The following is an 18,338-nucleotide window of genomic DNA, read 5'->3' as shown; positions in this document are numbered from 1 at the left end:
GGTACCCGGACGCCTGGTCGTCAGGTGCAGACATTGCCCTCGGTGATGAGGTAGCGTCGCGTGCGCGAGCCCGATACGTCCTCAGTCGACGGCGTGGGCGGTAGGCCCTGAGACTAGGCCCGTTCGCACCAAGAAGAAGCCGAGGGCGGACATGGCCCCAACCCCGTTATCCCGTCGCGTCCTGTTCTTCGGTGAACTCGACCTCTCCCGCGTGGAGGAGATGCGCGCTGCGATCTGGTCGCATCTTCAAACCCCGACCTCCGAGATAGTCGTCGACCTCCGAGACGTCACGTTCTTGGATTCCTCCGCGATGAGTGTTCTGGCACAGGCGCACGGGGCCGCGCTGACCGCTGGTGCCCGCTTTCGGGTGATCAACGTGCAGCGGATTCCCCGCCGTGCCCTGGAGTTCGCTGGCGTCGACCGGGTACTGGACGTGCAGGCCGGGCCAGAACCGCAGGCGGTATCGGCGTAACCGGACCCGCGACTGTGCCTTGCGTAAGTGCTAGACCCGCCACGATGAGCCGCCACATTGCTGGCGCCTGACAGTTCTTCTCACCGGGCGTCCGCTGGCTGATTGAGCAGGTCTTCCAGGGGCACGTTCGGGCGCTCCACGTTAAGTTGTTCGTACCGCCAGATCACCACCATGATGAGCGAGAGGACGATCGCGACGGCACCGAGGCCGGCGACGATCCAGCCGAGGAACACGAAGTCAACTCCACCGATACGGTCTTGCACGGCCAGCGCCAATGCCAGCCCGACGGCGAGCAGAAGGACTCCAACGCCCACGCCCATCGCGATCCTCTCCGAACGGTCGACCCCGTAGCCACGACCCCCTCTACCCGGGGGCGACTGGGCAGAAACGGCACGTCACCCACACGCCGCAGGAGCCCCACCACTCGTCGGCGACGCTCACGCTGGACACCTACGGCCACCTGTGGGATTCGACGCTGGACTCGGTAGCGACCGCCCTGGACGAGGCCGCGAGGTCACAGACAGGTCACACGGGCAGCGCGAAGGTTATTTCGCTCCGTCCGAGCACCGCGACAACCTGGCTCCTGGTCTGCGGAAACCGGCGATTCGGCGAGTGGGGCGGGTCGGGATCGAACCGACGACCTGTCGGATTATGAGTCCGCCGCTCTGACCAGCTGAGCTACCGCCCCGGGCCGCCACAGGCTAACCGGTGGCCGACTCGTTGCCGACGTCCCTAACGCGCGGTCGACGTCGCGCTGGCCGAGGACGACGAACGGGCGGTCGACGTACTGCGCGCCGAGCTGCTACCCGGCCGGGCGGACGACGTCGCGGTGCTGGGGCTCGCGGAGGACGTCGAGGACGAACTCGGCAGCGCGGCGTCGCGGGCCTGCGGCTGGCCGATGAGTTCCAGCAGCGCCCGCAGGCCCATCAGCCGCGCCCCTTCGACCGTCGGGTGGATGCCGTCGCCGGTCAGCCCGGACTCCCAGTCGCCGTTGTCGTCGGCGACCGCAGCGAAGGTGTCGAGCACGACCACTCCGTCGGCGTCCAGGCCATGGATGAGGGCGTTCACGGCGAGCGTCTCGGCGTTCGCGTCCGCTGCCTCACGCGGCGGCAACGTGGCCACGGCAACCGTGACTCCGGCCTTCTGGGCCTTCTTCGCGATGGCACGAAGGTTGCCGATGATCTGCTCCGGGGTCAGCCCGCCGATGTCGTTGGTGCCGCCCAGGACGACCAGCCAGTCCGGCTTCAGGGCCAGCGCGGCGTCGACCTGGCTCAGCATCCAGCTGCTGCTCCGTCCGATCTCGGCAATGGCCCCTTCGAAGACCAGGGGCGACCGCGGGTCGTTGACGAGGCTGGTGAACCACGACAGCGGCCCGGGACTGCCCGAGGTCGCACCGCCGTCGCCGAACGTGATCGAGTCGCCGAGGAAGACCGTCCGCTTCATAGTGCCGGCGCCGATGCCGGGCGCCGGCCGCGAGCCGGCCGGGGCCGGCGACGCCGCGGGCTCCGCCGTCGCGCCACTCGGTGACGGCGCCGGCCCGGTGGCTGCTGCCAGCGGATCGGGGTGCAGCGCCAGTACGACGACGGCCACCCCCACGACGGCGAGCGCGGCGACCACCAGGACGATCCGGGCCGCGACGCGAGGCAGTGGTCCTCCAGGGTGTCGTCGGCGGGCCCCATTCGTCACCAGCAGACGCGGCCCGCCGGCGGTGAGTCCGCCGTACGGCGTGCGCTCGCGCGTCTGGCGGACAGCTCGCGGCTGACCGAGTCGGCACGGCGCTCGCAGTATACGAACGGGGTGCGCGCAGCGGTTCCGCTGACGGCCCGCCAGGGCAGGCCGTCAGTGCCTCACCGGTGGCCGGACCCGCCTGGCCGCAGCTGGCCGGCCGACATGCAGAACGCCCCCATCGCCGGCGGCAGCTGGCGATGGGGGCGTTGGTCCGATGCGGGTGAGGGCCCCACCGGCGGCCAGAACCCCTGCGTCTGGCACCACAAGCCTTCGGTGCCTCACCGCCGTTCGCTTGCCGACATCACCTGAATGGCGGCGTGATGCCCCTCACATCTTGAGCCGCCGGTCTACCAGGAGCTGCCGGGGTCTACCAGGAGTCGCCGGCGACCCGGCGTAGCGGCTCGGTGGTGAACGGCTTCGCCTTCGGGTTGTCCGGATCGCGGCCGGTCAGGTACCGCAGGATCGACCAGACCACGCCGATGACCGGCACCGCGACGATCGCCCCGATGATCCCCATCGAGGCGCTTCCGGCGATCACTCCCACGATCACCACCAACGGGTGCAGCGACACCTGCTTGCTCATGACCAGCGGCTGCAGGACGTTGCCTTCCAGCTGGCCGATCAGGGTGATCAGGATGATCACCAGGACGAACGACCAGATGCCGTTGGCGGCGAAGGCGACGAGGCCGGCCAGGAACATCGCGATCGGCGCCCCGACGTACGGGATGAACGAGCCGACGAAGACCAGCAGCGCCAACGGGATCGGCAGTGGTACCCGCAGGATCGTCAGGGCGATGCCGACCAGGATGGCGTTGGTCAACGCGATGATCACGGTGCCGCGGGCGTAGCCGGAGAACGTCTGCCAGGCAACCTGCCCCGACGTGTCGACCCGGTCCTGGGCACGGCGTGGTGTGGTACCGACCAGCCACGCCCACATCCGCTGACCGTCGTACAGGAAGAACACCGCGGCGAAGACCGCGACGGCGAGCCCCGTCAGCAGACCGCCCACCGTGCCCAGCCCGCCGAGCACCCCGGTCGCCAGATTGCCGGCGTTGCTGGTCACCCACTCCCGGGCCTGGTCCAGGTACTGGGTGATCTGCGCGGCATCCAGCTTCAGCGGTCCGGTTTCCAGCCATTCCTGGAACGAGTTGAAGCCGTCCTGCAACTGCTGGCTCAGTTGCGGTATCTGGTTGATGAACTGCAACGTGATGAACGACAGCGCACCCACCACGAGCACGAAGGTCAGGATGATCGTGGCCGCCACGGCGAGTGCCCGCGGCATCACCTTGTCCAGCAGGTTGACCAACGGAAGCGTCAGTGCCGTGATCACGCCGCCCACGAACACCGACACCAGGACGGACGTGATCGCCCCGACGACCTGTCCCAGCATCCACAGCGCGAGCAGCACCGCAACCAGGCGCCAGGCGTATCCGGCCAGCACCCGCAGCGTGTACGGCACCTGAGCGTCGGGCGACGGCAACGGCCGCTGCGATCCCAGGTCGGACCCCGGATCCACGAGCGGGAGCCGGGGCTCGGCCGGCGAGTTCGCCGGGTCGAGGATCGGGAGGTCGCGGTCGGCGGGCGTCACGCTCGCATGATGGCAGCAGCGGCGTCCGGGCGCTGGTCAGGCCGGCCGGGAGCTACTGGTCGGTCCAGTCGGCGCCGATCTCCAAGCCGCCGAGCAGGCCCCCCAGCATCGCGTAATAGCCCACGACGAGGATCAGTTCGACCACTCCGGTCTCGCCCAGCAGCGCGCGCAGCGCGTCGTACGTCGACTCGGCCAGTCGCTTGCTGTCCAGAAACTCCCGGACCGCGTCGTGGACGAGGGTCAGGCGCGGGTCGGCCAGGTCGGGGCGCTCGCCGCGGCGGATTGCCGCGACCGCCGCCTCGGGAATGCCCTGTGCCACGGCGAAACCGGCGTGGACGCGCCACTCCAGCGCGCACCGCCACTCCCGAGCCACCACGAGGACGGTCAGCTCGCGAATGTCGTCGGGCAGGTCGCCGAAGAAGCGGAGTTGGGCGCCGACCTCCTGCAACGGCAGGCCGACGGCCGGCAGCCGCAGCATGGGGTCGAACGGGCCCCGCAACGCACCGACATCGTCGACCACCAGCCCGCGCGGGCCGGTGGTGATGGCGTCGTACACCTGCTGTTGCCGGGCGTCGAGTTCCTGCGGCGGTATGGGCCGCAGCCGGCTCACGAGTCCGCCCCGTCGAACGCGAGACCGGCGCGGCCGGCGACTGCGGAGATCTCGGTCACGAGATCCTTGGCCGCCGCCCAATCACGTTCTCCGACACTGAACACGACCCGGTTCACCCCGGCCTGCGCCAGGTCCGCCAGGACCTCGGCGTCCAGCGGCGCGATGAACACGGTGACCTCGAACCCGTCCAGCGACCGCCCGAACTCCTCGGCGACCTGCGGCAGCAGGGCGAGCTGCGCCCGGATGTCGGTGCCGCCACGATTCGCCATCGGCATCCAGCCGTCCCCGATCCGGACCGCCCGGCGAAGGCCGCCGGGCGGTCCGGATCGGGGACGTGGATCGGAGGGTGTGGACGTTGCACGGGTTTCGGCCAGGCATAGATCGGGTCGAAGTCGACGTACCTGCCGTGAAACTCCGCCTCGTCCTGGGTCCAGATCGCCTTCATCGCCGCGACGCGTTCCTCGAGGATCGCGAACCGTTCCGCGGCCGCCGTGCCGTGGTTGGCCATCTCCTCGACGTTCCAGCCCGCGCCGATCCCGACCAGAACCCGTCCGCCGGACAGGTAGTCGACGCTGGCGATCTCCTTGGCGAGATGCAGCGGATCGCGTTGAGCGACCAGGGCGACACCGGAACCGACCCGCAGCTGCGACGTCGCCGCGGCGGCGACGGCCATCGCGACGACGGGAGCCAGCATGCGGTAGTACGCGGCCGGCAGCGTCGCTCCGCCGGGCCACGGCGTACGGCGGTCGACCGGGATGTGGGAGTGATCACCGAACCAGACGGACTCGAACCGGTGATCCTCGGCCAGGCGGCCGAGGTCGTCGGGCCGTACGCCGCGGTCCGTCGGCAGCAGGGACAGTCCGACCTTCACCGGGACCACCCGTACGGCCGGTACCCGTGGTGCGACAAGGCGATACCGGCGACGCTAGGCATACTCGACCAACTCCGCCTCGGTGCACTGCGAACCGACCGCAACCAGCCGGGTGATCAGTCCGGCGTCGTTGAGCGTCGCGCGCGCCACAAACAAGGAGGCGAAACCTGGTGTCCCCCGGACCACGCCTTCGGCGCACAGTTGATCGCCTTCGCCGAACTCGAGGACGATCGTGTGCCGGTACGGCCGCTTGCCCCGGTCGACGATGAACTGCCGTAACTCGTCCTTGCCCCGGGTCGGCTGCAGGGTGGGTACGCCGTCCGGCCCGGGAAGCTGTCGGACACAGAGGACATCGTCGGCGACCAGGGCCACGCATCCCTCCACGTCGACGTCGTCCAGTCGCTGGTAGTAGGTGGCGATGGGCCCGGCCACGTCATCCTCCTCGATCGGGTGTTGCGGCGATGTCAGAACCGTGGCGCCCGGCCTCAGGAGCGGAAGGCGTGCGAGCCGCCGTCGACGAGCATCGTCAGCCCGGTGACCCAGCCCGCACCGGACGAACACAGCCAGACGACTGCCTCGGCAAGCTCCCGCGGCTCGGCCATCCGTCCCATGGTCAGGCGCGCCGCGATGGTCGCACGCCCCTCTTCGGTCTCGGCCATCTGGGCCATCATCCCGGTCTTGATCCCCGAGGGCATGACCGCGTTGACGCGGATTCCTCGGCCCAGGCACTCCGCCGCGGTGGACCGGGTCAGCGCATTCACCGCTGCTTTCGTCGCGTTGTAGGCGCCCATGTTGGGGATCGGGTCGACCGCGACCGCGGAACTGATGTTGACGATCGAGCAACCGCTGTGGTCGGCCATGGCGCGCAACTCGGCGCGCATGCAGTAGAAGGTGCCGTCGAGGTTCACCGCGACGACGCGTCGCCAGTCGTCGTCGGTGACATCGGCGACCGGATCGTGCGGACCCTGGACTCCAGCACAGTTGACGGCGGCGTCGAGCCTGCCTGCGGCGGCCACGACGCGGTCCACCAGGGCCGTCACCGCCGCATCGTCGCTCACGTCGCACTGCACCGGGATCGCCTTGGCGCCGAAGGCTTCCACCTCGTCGGCCGTCTGCTGCGCGCCGGCCAGGTTGGTGTCGGCGACGGCGACGAACGAGGCACCTTCCTCGGCCAGCAGCAGGGCAGTCGCCCGGCCGATACCCGAGCCGGCTCCGGTCACCAGGGTGACCTTGCCCTGGACGAACTCACGGCTCACAGGAACCTCCAGTCGACGCGGCGGCGGCCCAGTCGCAACGCCGTACCGGCGGCCAGGACCGAGCGGCCGTACGGTGGCCCGCCCGTCGGCTGACTGTCAATGACCGCCGCCGATAGCGCGTACCGCGGCGGAAGTGCCGCACCCCGGGATCGAGCGCCTGCCGGCGCCTCCCCGGCCGGCCGCAGGTCAGCTGCGCTGACCTGCGACGACGTTGCTCCCGCGACTGGACTCGAACCAGTAACCTGCCGGTTAACAGCCGGCTGCTCTGCCAATTGAGCTACGCGGGAAGGACCCTCCCGGGCGCGACGGGGACCTTACCAGCGCCGTCGGGTCGCCTCCGCCGGAGCGGATCCACCGCCGGGGCCCCGCCGGAGCCGACCGTCGCCGAGGCGCCGACCGAGCAGGGGCGCTCAGACCCCCCACCCGCTGCGCAGCTCGGCCAGGGCCGCTTCGGCCAGGTCGCGCAGCATCGGATCCTGCGGATCCAGGCCGGCATCGAACACCACGTCCCACCGCAGCACACCGTCGTCGCTTCCGCGCCGGCCGACCAGCCGAGCCCCGGCGTTGTCCCGCAGCTCGACCCGCTGCGCGACCACGATGCTGGCGTTCACCCGCTCCCGCACCACGACCGGCACCTCACCGGGCTCGGTCAGTTCCAGCCTCACCCGCCGCCGGCCAGCACCGGCGACGTCGACCAGGACGTCGAGCCAGGGCTCGTCCCAGCTGGCTCGCACGACCGCATCCCACGGCACCCGCCCGGTCGGCAGGACCTCAGCGTGCAGCGCCCGCTGCGTGGCCACGGCGTACGACCGCGCCCGGCCGGCCCGCGGCAGTGTCGCCCAGGCCAGCACGCGCTCGCCGGGCAGCAAGGAGTCGCGGTGTCGCACCGGTTCCGGCACGGCTCGGCGCCGTAGTCGCATCACAGCTGCGCGCCGGTCGCTCGCTCGCGCAGCTCACGGCGGTACTGCTCGAGGGCCAGGAGGTCCGCGAAGAGCCGGTTGGCGTCGTCGGCCTCGGCGGTGGGGTCGGCCCGCTGCAGCCGGGCCTTGAGCTCCGCGATCCGCCGACCCGCGTCGAGCTCCAGCAGGCGGGCGAGGATCGACGTCGCGTACCGCTCGTCGACGCCGTGCTGCGTGGGCGGCGGCTCGACGGCCAGCGCTCGAACCAGTGCTCGTACGCCGTCGTCCGGGCAGGCGGTGAGGACGGCGTCGAGCCAGCCGATGCCCGACAGCCCCGCGGCCGGGCCGCCGGCGGCGGCGATCGCCTGGTACACCGCGGCGTAGGCGGGTGCGGTGAAAGCGCCCGGGTCGATCGCCTCGAACCACCCCGCGCACAAGGCCGGTTCGGCCAGCACGCACTTGAGTGCCTCGCGCTCCACTCGGACGGCCGGATCCCCTGCCCCGCGGCGCGGGTCGGCCGCCGGCGGCACGGCCGGCCTGGTCGCGGGCGCAGCCCCTGCTGGCGATGCCCCGGTCGGCGCTGTCCCGGTCGGCGATGCCCCGGTCGGCGCGGTCCCGGCCGGCGGTGTCGCGGACGTCCCGCGGCGTCCCGCCGTAGCGCGGCCGGCGGCACCGACCTCGGCCGCCACACCGGTGACGTCCACCCCGAGCCAGCCGGCCACGGTGCGGACGTACTCCGATCGCAACGCCGCGTCCCGGATCCCCGCCACCACGGGGGCGACGGCCCGCAGCGCCGCGACGCGCCCCTCGGCGGTGTCCAGATCGAATCGCGCCAGCGTCGACTGGATTGCGAAGCGGAACAACGGAACCCGCCGGTCGATCAGGTCGCGGACCGCCGCGTCGCCGCGGGCCAGCCGCAGGTCGCACGGGTCCAGGCCGGTGGGTTCCACCGCCACGAAGGTGGCGGCCACGAACCGCTGGTCCTCGGCGAAGGCGCGCAATGCGGCCCGCTGACCTGCGGCGTCGCCGTCGAAGGTGAACACGACCTCACCACGCAGGTGCTCGTCGTCCATGAGCAGCCGGCGCAGGACCCGGACGTGCTCGGCGCCGAACGCCGTGCCGCAGGTCGCCACCGCGGTGGGCACTCCGGCCAGGTGGCATGCCATGACGTCGGTGTAACCCTCCACGACGACGGCGCGCTGCTGATTGGCGATGTCCTTGCGCGCCAAGTCGATCCCGTAGAGCACCTGGGATTTCTTGTAGATCGGGGTCTCCGGAGTATTGAGATACTTCGGACCGTCGTCGTCGTCGAACAGCTTCCGTGCGCCGAACCCGACGATGTCGCCGGACAACTCCCGGATGGGCCACACCAACCGGCCCCGGAACCGGTCGTAGACGCCCCGCCCGCCCTCCGCGACCAAACCAGCGGCTTTCAGCTCCGTGTCGGTAAACCCCTTGCCCCGCAGGAACGACGTGGCCGCGTCCCAGGATCTCGGCGCGAAACCGACACCGAATCGGGCAGCCGCAGCCGCGTCGAAACCGCGGTCGGTGAGGAACCGGCGGCCGATCTCGGCCTCCGGGGATGCCAGCCGCTCGACGTAGAACGCCGCGGCCTGCCGGTGCGCCTCGACGAGGCGGGTGCGCTGCCCCTGCGCTGGCCGGGCCGCCGAACCGCCCTCGACGTACCGCAGGACCACTCCTGCTCTGCCAGCGAGCTTTTCGATCGCCTCGGCGAACGACAGATGGTCGACCTTCTGCACGAACGCGACCACGTCGCCGCCTTCGCCACAGCCGAAGCAGTAGTACACCCCCTTGGCGGGGTTCACGTTGAACGACGGTGACCGCTCCTCATGGAAGGGGCACAGCCCCTTCAGCGAACCGCCTCCGGCCGGCCGGAGGGTGACGTGCTCGCGGATCACCTCGTCGATGCGAGCACCCTCCCGGACCGCCGCGATGTCGTCCTCGCGGATGCGCCCGGTCATGCCGCGATCCTACGGTCGCTCCGCCGCGCCACCGCCGGCTCGGCGGTCGGCGGTGGACGCGCCATTGCGGCACAACCGGTCGTGCCACGCCACGGCGCTGACGTCGGTCAGGCTGGCCACCTGATCGACCACGACCCGCAGCCGGGCGGCGTCGTCGCCCGCGGAGTCCCAGGCCGGTCGCAGCCACGGCTCCAGCTGGCTACCGCCGTCGTGCCACAGCGTCGAGACCAGTTCGGCGAGCACCTCACGCTGCCGGCGATGGGTCCGGCCGGTGCCCTGCGGCTCGATCACGTAGAAGCCGGCCACCCCCTTCATGACGGCCACCTCCAGCCGGGTCTGCCGGGGCACCACCAGGTCGGCGTCGTACCGGGCGAGCGGGCCGCCGCCGAACGCCGCCCGCGTGGCGTCCTGCGCGGCGTAGCTGAAGCGGCCGATGAGTTCGCTGGTGAGATTCTTCAGCGCCGCCAGCGCACGCTGCGAGCCGTCGTATGCGGTCGGCCAGAACGGCAACCGGCGCAACCGATCCAGCGCATCGCCGAGTTCGGCGACCTCGACGTCCGGGGCGTATCGGTCCCGCGCCAGCGCGAGCAGATCGTCCAGATCGGCGGGTTCGGCCAGCCGGGGCAGCCGGACGTGACCGCCGTGTACGGCGTCCTCCACGTCGTGCACGGAGTACGCCACGTCGTCCGCCCAGTCCATGACCTGCGCCTCCAGGCACCGGCGGCCGTCCGGCGCGGACTGCCGGACCCAGTCGAAGACCTCGAGGTCGTCGGCGTACACCCCGAACTTCGAACTGCCCGGTCGAACCGGCCACGGGTACTTCGCGGTGGCATCCAGGCTGGCCCGGGTGAGGTTGAGGCCGGCACTGCGGCCGCCGGCGAAGCTCTTGGCCTCCAGCCGGGTGAGCACCCGGAACGACTGTGCGTTGCCCTCGAAGCCGCCGTACGCCGCGGCGACCTCGGCCAAGGCCTTCTCCCCGTTGTGCCCGAACGGGGGGTGGCCCAGGTCGTGGGCCAGGCCGGCGACTTCGGCCAGGTCCGGGTCGCAACCGAGCGACTGGCCCAGCTCGCGGGCGATCTGCGCCACCTCGAGGGTGTGCGTCAGCCGGGTGCGCGGAAAGTCGGCGCGACCGGCGAGCACGACCTGGGTCTTGGCGGCCAGGCGGCGCAACGCCGCCGAATGCAGCACCCGGGCGCGGTCGCGCGCGAAGGCCGATCGGCCGGGCCGCTTGGCCTCCTCCGCCACCCACCGTTGCTGGTCGGCGTCGGCGTAGACCCACCGGCGACGGTCGCTCTCGGCTGCGGGCGTCACGAGCCGCCGACGACCGGATCGACCGACCAGCGCTGCACGAGCCAGAAACCGAGCAGGCCCGCGGTCTCGCGCAGCACGTAGTCGGCCGTCGTCGCCGAGCCGGCACCGGACTGGGTTGGGGACGTGCGGGCCTCGATCCCCAGCGCGGACGCCATCGCCGCAGCCCGGGCCACATGCGCGGGATCGGACACGATCGTCGCCGATCGCCAGCCCCGGTCGGCCATCCGCGCGGCGAGCGCCTGCACGCTCTCCCAGGTGTCGCGGCCGGTGGCGATGGCCTCGACCGCGGCCGCGGGGACGCCGTGACCGACCAGGTAGGACCGGCCCGCCTGCGCCTCGGTGGTCACGTCGCCTTCCTGCTTGCCGCCGACGGTGACGATGCGCCCGGCGACCCCGGCGGCGTACAGCTCGGCGGCGTGCTCCAGCCGGTTGGCGAAGACCGGCGACGGGTCACCCCAGTACTGCGAGGCCCCGAGCACCACGATGAGGTCGGTTCGCCCGCGATCGTCCTGGCGCGCCGTCCAGATCACCGAGTACGTCGCCGCGGCGACGACCGCAACGGCGACGGCCACGACGGCCACGATCCCGACCAGGACCCACCGGACCCACCGCACCCGGCGGCGGACCGCCGGTGCCCGGTCGCGCACAGGGGTCGAGGTCACGCCACATTCTGACCCATCGGCCCGGGTGGGCGGCGGGGTCTCAGCCGCCGCTGACCGCCAGTTCAGCCGTGCGCAGGACGCGAGCCGCGGCCTCGTCGAGCTCGGGAGTATCCAGCCAGCCCTCGGGTACGACGACGTCGCGCGGCGGCGAGGTGCGGCCCCGCGGCCCGGCCGCGACAGCGACCGGGAAGTCCTGGTCGCCATCGATCTGGGCCAGCAACTGGTCGAGTTCCGCCAGCCCGGAAACTGTCCCGAGCGCAGCCCGAACCTGCTGCCGCACCGAGAAACCCTTGAGGTACCACGCCATGTGCTTGCGCAGGTCACGGCAGCCACGCTGCTCGCCGTACTGGGCGCACAGCAGTTCCGCATGCCGCCGCAGCACTCGCAGCACCTCGGCCAGCCGCGGTTCCGGCCGGATCGGGCGGCCGGCGAAGGCGTCGGCGAGCTGCCCGAACAGCCACGGCCGCCCCAGACAACCCCGGCCCACGACGACCCCGGCGCAGCCGGTCTCGGCGACCATGTCCAGCGCGTCCCCAGCGGTCCAGATGTCGCCGTTGCCGAGCACCGGGACGGCGGTCGGCGCCAATTCGGTCACCAGCCGCGCTATCGCGGTGCGATCGGCCCGCCCGGAGTACAGCTGCGCGGCTGTCCGGGCATGCAGCGCCACCCAGGCGACACCTTCAGCCGCAGCCGTCCGGCCGGCCTCGAGGTAGGTGAGGTGGTCGGCGTCCACTCCCATCCGCAGTTTCACCGTGACCGGTACCCGGCCGTCGGCAGCCTCGACGGCGGCGGCCACGATGGCGCGGAACAGGTCCCGCTTCCACGGCAGCGCGCTGCCGCCGCCCTTGCGGGTCACCTTGGGCACCGGGCAGCCGAAGTTCAGATCCACGTGGTCGGCGCGGTCCTCACTGACCACCAGCCGGACCGCGGCTCCCACGACGCCCGGGTCCACGCCGTACAGCTGCAGTGAGCGCGGCTGCTCGTCGGCGTCGAACTCGATCATCGACATCGTCTCGGCGTTGCGCTCCAGCAACGCCCGCGACGTGATCATCTCCGACACGTAGAGACCGGCCCCGGATTCCCGGCACAGCCGCCGGAACGCCCGATTGGTGACACCGGCCATGGGCGCCAGGACCACCGGCGGCCGCCCAGCCAGCAGCTGCGGCAGCACCGGCACCGAACCGGTCGGCGTGGGTGCGCCACGAGGAAGCTGCGTGGCCGTCACCGGACCCGCTCGCCGTCGACGGCCCGCGTCGGCCCGAAACTCTTGTGCAGGCCGGTCAGGACGATCGCGTCGGTCATCGGGTCAGCACCCGGGCAGCCGGGTCGCCAGCCACCCCTCGATCGCGTCGAGGCCGATGCGCTGCTGACTCATGGAGTCGCGTTCCCGGACGGTGACGGCCTCGTCGGTGAGGGTATCGAAGTCGACGGTCACGCAGAACGGGGTGCCGATCTCGTCCTGCCGCCGGTAGCGACGACCGATCGCGCCGGCGTCGTCGAACTCCACGTTCCACCTGCGCCGCAACGCCGCCGCGAGGTCACGGGCCTTCGGCGACAGGTCGGCGTTGCGGCTCAACGGCAGGACCGCCACCTTGACCGGCGACAGCCGGGGGTCCAGCCGCAGCACGGTGCGCTTGTCGATGCCCCCCTTGGCGTTGGGCGCCTCGTCCTCGGCGTACGAGTCCAGCAGGAAGGCCAGCACGCACCGGGTCAGTCCTGCGGCAGGTTCGATGACGTACGGAACCCACCGTTCGTTGGCCTCCTGGTCGAAGTAGGACAGGTCGACCCCGGAGTGGGCACCGTGGGTGGTCAGGTCATAGTCGGTGCGGTTGGCGATCCCTTCCAGCTCAGCCCATTCCGAGCCGGCGAACCGGAAGCGGTACTCGATGTCCACGGTGCGCTTGGAGTAGTGCGACAGCTTCTCCTTGGGGTGCTCGAAGAAGCGGAGGTTGGCCGGGTCCAGGCCGAGGTCGAGGTACCAGTCCCAACGCTGCTGCAGCCAGTACTCGTGCCACTGCTCGTCGGTCCCCGGCTTGACGAAGAACTCCATCTCCATCTGCTCGAACTCGCGGGTCCGGAAGATGAAGTTGCCCGGGGTGATCTCGTTGCGGAAACTCTTGCCGGTCTGGCCGATCCCGAACGGCGGCTTCTTGCGTGCCGCACCGGCGACGTTCTGGTAGTTGACGAAGATGCCCTGGGCGGTCTCGGGTCGCAGGTAGTGCAAGGCGGCGGCGTCGTCGACCGGGCCGACGTGGGTACGCAGCATCCCGTTGAAGTCTCGCGGCGGCGTGAACTGGCCTTTGGTCCCGCAGTTCGCGCAGGTCACGTCGGCCAGGCCGTTCGCCGGTTCGCGGCCGTGCTTGTCGGCGTACGCCTCCAGCAGCTGATCGGCCCGCCAGCGCCGGTGGCACTTCTTGCACTCGGTGAGCGGGTCGACGAATGCCTCGACGTGGCCGGATGCGGTCCACACCTGCGGCGCCAGGATGATCGCGGAGTCCAGACCCACGACGTCGTCGCGACCACGGACAACCGCCTGCCACCACTGCCGCCGGATGTTCTCCTTCAGTTCGACGCCGAACGGCCCGTAGTCCCAGGCCGAGCGCGTCCCGCCGTAGATCTCGCTGGAGGGGAAGACGAAACCCCGGCGCTTGCTGAGGTTGACGACGTTGTCGACGCGATCGGCGGGCACGGGTTCTCCACTCCGGCTGGGTGTCGGCGGGCACCGGCAGGCTATCCGCCGCGACGTGGCTACCGTCCGCCCGACCCGGCGGGGCGGGTATCCGGTGACGGCGGCGGCAGGGCCCCGAGACCGACCGTGGCGGCGTCAGCAGCCCGGTCGCTGGCGGACCGGACCGTGCCGGAGCCGTCGGCGGCCAACAGGATCTCGTACGCCGAGGGCTCGTCGAGGGCCCGCGACAGCAGCGGCACCGCCGCGATCTTCACGTCCATCGACGACAGCGCCCGACGGTAGGACCCGACATCCGACCACTGCGTCTGCAGCAGGAAGGCGGACGGGTCGTCCAGGGCCCGTCCGACGTGCGCCCTGACGAATCCCGGCCGGGCGGCCAACGCGGCGACCGCCACGCCGGCTTGCTCGACGAACGCGGGTTCGTCGAGCGCGGTCACGACGAACCGGCTGACGGCGATCATCGGCCACCTCCTGGAGTCCGGCGAGGCCGGCGAGCCGGCGTCCTCGGGGCGGCTGGGCCGAGCCGACCGCGATACGCCACCATGGGCGGCTCACGGTAGACCGGACCCGAGGTGTCGATGGCCGCTCGCCAGTCCCCACGCAAGCCGCACCGCCGCGCCAATCCGGCCCGGCCTGCCGGCACCGCAGCAGGCCCGCGCGGCGGCCGGCCCGCCACAGGCCGCTCGCAGCAGGCGCGGAGCGGGGTTCCCGGACGCCCGCCGCACGGGCGCAGCAGCGCGGCACCGACCGGTCCCCGGCGGCGACTGGAGGTCGCCAGCGCACCGGCGCTGCTGGTGCTGCACCGGCTGCCGCGCTGGCTCGTCCCGGTCATCCTCGGGGTGCTACTGGTGGTGGGCCTCGCCGTCTCCGGGCCCTGGCGTTGGCTTGGCGCGCTGGCGCTGCTGATCGTCGGCGCCTTCATCGGCTGGCTAACCGCGCTGTCCTGGCCGCTGCTGAGCGGCACCGCGCGACTGGCTCGGGTGGCCGTGTGCGGGGCCGTCGTCGGTGTCGCGGTGCTCAAGGCGCTCGGCCGGTTCTGAGACCGCCGACCGGCTCTGCGGTCGGCGTGCCGCCGCAGCCGGCACGACCCCTGCGAAGGCTCGCAGATCGACAACGATTGTCATTTCGTGGCACTCTCGGCGGGTGTCCACTGCCGCCGTGCTGCTGCAAGACGCGGCAGTCGTGCGGGGGGGCAGCACGGTGTGGTCGCAGGGCTCCCTGGAGATTCCCGCCGGGTCGCTGGTCGCCGTCGTTGGCCCGAACGGTTCGGGCAAGACGACGCTGCTGCAGGTGCTGCTGGGCCTGCTCCCGCTGTCGTCGGGCCGGGTCGAGGTCCTCGGACATCCGCCGAGCAGCGGCAACCCCCGGATCGGCTACGTACCGCAGAACTACGCCTCAGCCGCCGGCGACTGCGTCCGCTGTCGCGATCTGGTCGCGCTCGGCGTCCACGGCACCCGCTGGGGGCTGGGCCGGCTCTCGGACGACCAGCGGCAGGCGGTCGACTCCGCGCTGCACTCGGTCGGCGCCGCGTCGTACGCCCACCGGCGTATGTCGCAACTGTCCGGCGGACAGCAGCAGCGCGTGGCAATTGCCGCCGCCCTGGTGAGCTCGCCCGACCTGCTGCTGCTGGACGAGCCCCTGGCCAACCTCGACGTCCGCAATCAGCGCGAGGTGGTCGACCTGCTCGGCCAGATCGGCCGCACCCGGCAGGTGACGGTGCTGGTCGTCGCGCACGATCTCGGCCCGCTGCTCGGCGCGCTGACCGGCGTGGTCTACCTGCTCGACGGGCACCCGCACTACGCCGGCATGGACGCGGTGGCCGACGGCGGACTGCTCGACCATCTCTACGGCGCGCGGCCCCGGATCGTCCGGACCGCTCAAGGCGACCTCTTCCTGCCCACGGAGCAACGGTGAACGCGCTGCTGGCCGCGGGCTACCAGTCCGACTGGTTGCAGGTGCTGTGGACGCCGTTCATGCGCAATGCCGCCCTTGGCGGCGCGCTGGTCGCCGTCAGCGCGGGCCTGCTCGGTTATTTCGTCATCCTGCGGCAGAGTGCGTTCGCCGCACACGCGCTGGCGCACATCGGTTTTCCCGGGGCAACCGGAGCGGTGCTGGTCGGCATACCGGTCACCGTCGGTTTGCTGGTCTGCTGTGTGGCCGGGGCGCTCGCGATCGGCGCGCTGGGACGGCAGGTGCGGACCCGCGAGATCGCGACGGGGACGATCCTCGCGTTCGCCACCGGGCTCGGCGTCCTGTTCGCGACGCTGTCCAGCCGCAGCAGCGGAACGGTGACCAGCGTGCTGTTCGGCAACCTGCTGGCGATCTCGACCGGTCAGCTCGTCGTGTTCGCCGGATTCACCGTGCTGCTGCTGGCCGCCCTGGCCGTCATCGCGCGGCCGCTCGCCTTCGCCTCGCTCGATCCGGCTGTGGCGCAGGCGCGGGGCGTCCCGGTACGCGCGCTCGGGGTCGCCTTCCTGGTCATGCTCGCCCTGGTCATCACCATGGCGATCCAGGTGGTGGGCACCCTGCTGCTGTTCGCACTCGTGGTCACCCCCAGTGCGACGGCGCTGATGCTCACCGCGCGGCCCGTCCGGGTAGTGGCCGGCGGCGTCGGGATCAGCCTCGGCTCAGTTCTGGTCGGACTGGCCCTGGCCGCGATGTTCGACCTGCCCCCCAGTTTCTTCGTCGTGACGATCGCGACGGTGATCTGGCTGGTGACACTCGTGGCGACCCGGGAACGCCGTACGCCGCCGCCCGGCGCGGCCGCCGACGGTCATCACCACCACCGGACCGAGCCGGAGCTGGGAGCCACCGCATGACCGAACCGCCGGATTCGGTTCCGCCGGTGGGCCTTCGCACCACGCGGCAACGCACCGCCGTCGTCGCCGCGCTGCGCGACCTGGCGGGATTCCATTCCGCCCAGTCGCTGCACGCGATCCTGCGGGATCGCGGCGAGTCCGTCGGCCTCACCACCGTCTACCGGACTCTGCAGGCCCTCGTGGACGCGCACGAGATCGACGTCGTGCTGCGCGAGGACGGCGAGGCGTTGTACCGGCGGTGCAGCGCCACGCACCATCACCACCTGGTCTGCCGGTGTTGCGGGCGCACCGTCGAAGTCGAAGGACCCGCGGTCGAGCAGTGGACCAGCCAGGTGGCCCAGCGCAGTGGTTTCACCGACGTCAGCCACACGCTGGAGATCTTCGGCCGCTGCCCGGCCTGCTCGGGCTGACAGCGACCTGTTGACCCCGACCTCCTGGCCGGCTGAACCGCCTGGGGTGCCAACCCGATCCGCCTCGCAGCGGCGCGGCTGGCTACTCGTGCGTGGGGTCCTCGTGACCGGCGTGTTCGGCCGGCTCGAGCTGGAACGTCGAATGGGCGACGTCGAAATGGTCGCCCACGCAGCCGCACAACCGGTCCAGCAGCGGACCTGCGCCGCCGCTGTGCAGCACCTCGTCGGCCACCACCACGTGGGCGGACAACACCGGCACGCCACTGGTGATGGTCCACGCGTGCAGGTCGTGGACGTCGAGAACGCCCGGCACCTCGCGCAGGTGTCGACGCACCTCGGCCAGGTCGATCCCGCGCGGCGTGCCCTCCATGAGCACGTGCAGGCTGTCGCGCAGCAGCAGAACGGTGCGCGGCACCATCAGGCCGGCGATCACCAGGGACGCCACGACATCGGCCAGCTCCCAGCCGGTGACGGCGATGACGATGCCGGCCGACAGCGCGGCGACCGAGCCCAACAGATCGCCGAGCACCTCCAGGTACGCGCCCCGGACGTTGAGACTGTCGCCCGCCCCCTTGCGCAGCACCAGCAGACCGATGGCGTTGGCCAGCAGGCCGATTCCGGCGAAGAGAGCCAACGCAGTCCCGGAGATCGCGTCCGGTTCGTCCCAGCGCCGTACCGACTCCACCAGGACGTACCCGGCGACACCCAGCAGCAGCAACGCGTTGAACGCCGCCGCCAGCACCTCGGCTCGCAGCGTCCCGAAGGTCCGGCGCGAGGAGGGCGGTCGGGTCGCATAACTGACCGCGGCCAGCGCCAGGCCGACACCGACGACGTCGGTGAGGACGTGACCGGCGTCGGCGAACAGGGCCAGGCTCCCGGTGACCGCGGCGCCGACGATCTCGACCAGCAGGACGAACACGCCCAGGGCGAGTGCCACCGCCAACCGCCCGCGGTACCCCGGCCGGCCGGCACCAGCACCGGCGTGCTGATGCCCGCCCTGCCGCCGTACGCCGTGGTCGTGTGCGCCCGTCATCGTCCGGC

19 protein-coding genes, 2 tRNA genes and 1 pseudogene are annotated in these 18,338 nt (G+C 71.6%); 5 read left to right on the top strand and 17 right to left on the bottom strand.

The features are described from left to right. Positions 1-151 precede the first annotated feature (151 nt). Complete coding sequence (locus EPO13_09425; GenBank protein ID TAK68966.1) at positions 152-472, top strand: anti-sigma factor antagonist; 321 nt, start codon at positions 152-154, stop codon at positions 470-472. Between the two features lie 80 nt (positions 473-552). Here EPO13_09425 and EPO13_09420 read toward each other — a convergent pair whose 3' ends face one another. From EPO13_09420 to EPO13_09345, 16 genes and pseudogenes are all read right to left on the bottom strand, one after another. Further along, positions 553-792: a hypothetical protein gene (locus EPO13_09420; protein ID TAK68965.1), complete on the bottom strand. Its 240-nt coding sequence runs from the start codon at positions 790-792 to the stop codon at positions 553-555. A gap of 293 nt (positions 793-1,085) precedes the next feature. Further along, positions 1,086-1,160 (bottom strand) — tRNA-Met (locus EPO13_09415). Positions 1,161-1,204: 44 nt separating this feature from the next. After that, positions 1,205-2,089: a hypothetical protein gene (locus EPO13_09410; protein ID TAK68964.1), complete on the bottom strand. Its 885-nt coding sequence runs from the start codon at positions 2,087-2,089 to the stop codon at positions 1,205-1,207. A gap of 478 nt (positions 2,090-2,567) precedes the next feature. Then, a complete protein-coding gene (locus EPO13_09405) occupies positions 2,568-3,788 on the bottom strand; it encodes an AI-2E family transporter (GenBank protein ID TAK68963.1) in 1,221 nt (406 codons plus the stop codon). 52 nt (positions 3,789-3,840) lie between these two features. Then, positions 3,841-4,398: a carboxymuconolactone decarboxylase family protein gene (locus EPO13_09400; GenBank protein ID TAK68962.1), complete on the bottom strand. Its 558-nt coding sequence runs from the start codon at positions 4,396-4,398 to the stop codon at positions 3,841-3,843. Beyond that, positions 4,395-5,269: pseudogene (locus EPO13_09395) on the bottom strand (LLM class F420-dependent oxidoreductase). Before EPO13_09395 ends, EPO13_09400 begins: the two are co-directional and overlap by 4 nt. A gap of 54 nt (positions 5,270-5,323) precedes the next feature. Next, complete coding sequence (locus tag EPO13_09390; GenBank protein TAK68961.1) at positions 5,324-5,701, bottom strand: nuclear transport factor 2 family protein; 378 nt, start codon at positions 5,699-5,701, stop codon at positions 5,324-5,326. 53 nt (positions 5,702-5,754) lie between these two features. Further along, on the bottom strand, positions 5,755-6,537 hold the full coding sequence (locus EPO13_09385; protein TAK68960.1) for an SDR family oxidoreductase: 783 nt from the start codon (positions 6,535-6,537) through the stop codon (positions 5,755-5,757). 199 nt (positions 6,538-6,736) lie between these two features. After that, positions 6,737-6,812 (bottom strand) — tRNA-Asn (locus EPO13_09380). Positions 6,813-6,935: 123 nt separating this feature from the next. Beyond that, positions 6,936-7,445: a hypothetical protein gene (locus tag EPO13_09375; protein TAK68959.1), complete on the bottom strand. Its 510-nt coding sequence runs from the start codon at positions 7,443-7,445 to the stop codon at positions 6,936-6,938. Continuing rightward, the gene (locus EPO13_09370; GenBank protein TAK68958.1) at positions 7,445-9,406 is read right to left on the bottom strand and encodes a DNA primase; all 1,962 of its coding nucleotides are present in this window, start codon (positions 9,404-9,406) and stop codon (positions 7,445-7,447) included. Before EPO13_09370 ends, EPO13_09375 begins: the two co-directional genes overlap by 1 nt. 9 nt (positions 9,407-9,415) lie before the next feature. Continuing rightward, entirely contained in the window at positions 9,416-10,717 is a 1,302-nt protein-coding gene (locus tag EPO13_09365; protein TAK68957.1) for a deoxyguanosinetriphosphate triphosphohydrolase, read from the bottom strand. Beyond that, a complete protein-coding gene (locus EPO13_09360; GenBank protein ID TAK69065.1) occupies positions 10,714-11,364 on the bottom strand; it encodes a YdcF family protein in 651 nt (216 codons plus the stop codon). Before EPO13_09360 ends, EPO13_09365 begins: the two co-directional genes overlap by 4 nt. A 55-nt stretch (positions 11,365-11,419) precedes the next feature. Continuing rightward, positions 11,420-12,502: a tRNA dihydrouridine synthase DusB gene (gene dusB / locus EPO13_09355; GenBank protein TAK69064.1), complete on the bottom strand. Its 1,083-nt coding sequence runs from the start codon at positions 12,500-12,502 to the stop codon at positions 11,420-11,422. 183 nt (positions 12,503-12,685) lie between these two features. Continuing rightward, entirely contained in the window at positions 12,686-14,068 is a 1,383-nt protein-coding gene (locus EPO13_09350) for a glycine--tRNA ligase (protein ID TAK68956.1), read from the bottom strand. A 59-nt stretch (positions 14,069-14,127) separates the two neighbouring features. Further along, positions 14,128-14,529, bottom strand: coding sequence for an antibiotic biosynthesis monooxygenase (locus EPO13_09345; GenBank protein TAK68955.1), 402 nt, complete (start codon positions 14,527-14,529; stop codon positions 14,128-14,130). A 303-nt stretch (positions 14,530-14,832) separates the two neighbouring features. On the opposite strand from EPO13_09345, the gene EPO13_09340 reads away from it, so the two are divergent. The 4 genes from EPO13_09340 to EPO13_09325 all read left to right on the top strand — a co-directional run bounded on the left by EPO13_09340 (position 14,833) and on the right by EPO13_09325 (position 17,297). Beyond that, a complete protein-coding gene (locus EPO13_09340; GenBank protein ID TAK69063.1) occupies positions 14,833-15,108 on the top strand; it encodes a hypothetical protein in 276 nt (91 codons plus the stop codon). A 103-nt stretch (positions 15,109-15,211) separates the two neighbouring features. After that, positions 15,212-15,982 (top strand): ATP-binding cassette domain-containing protein, encoded by a 771-nt coding sequence (locus EPO13_09335; GenBank protein ID TAK68954.1) that lies wholly within the window; start codon positions 15,212-15,214, stop codon positions 15,980-15,982. 59 nt (positions 15,983-16,041) lie between these two features. Further along, positions 16,042-16,887, top strand: a complete 846-nt coding sequence (locus EPO13_09330; protein ID TAK69062.1) for a metal ABC transporter permease — start codon at positions 16,042-16,044, stop codon at positions 16,885-16,887. Beyond that, a complete protein-coding gene (locus EPO13_09325) occupies positions 16,884-17,297 on the top strand; it encodes a transcriptional repressor (GenBank protein ID TAK68953.1) in 414 nt (137 codons plus the stop codon). The genes EPO13_09330 and EPO13_09325 overlap by 4 nt, the downstream gene beginning before the upstream one ends. 82 nt (positions 17,298-17,379) lie before the next feature. Here EPO13_09325 and EPO13_09320 read toward each other — a convergent pair whose 3' ends face one another. Next, complete coding sequence (locus EPO13_09320) at positions 17,380-18,330, bottom strand: cation transporter (protein TAK68952.1); 951 nt, start codon at positions 18,328-18,330, stop codon at positions 17,380-17,382. Positions 18,331-18,338 lie beyond the last annotated feature (8 nt).

The sequence above is a fragment of the Actinomycetota bacterium genome, assembly GCA_004297305.1.
In the GTDB taxonomy this organism is placed as follows: domain Bacteria; phylum Actinomycetota; class Actinomycetes; order S36-B12; family FW305-bin1; genus FW305-bin1.
This window is presented reverse-complemented; position numbering and strand designations above follow the sequence as displayed.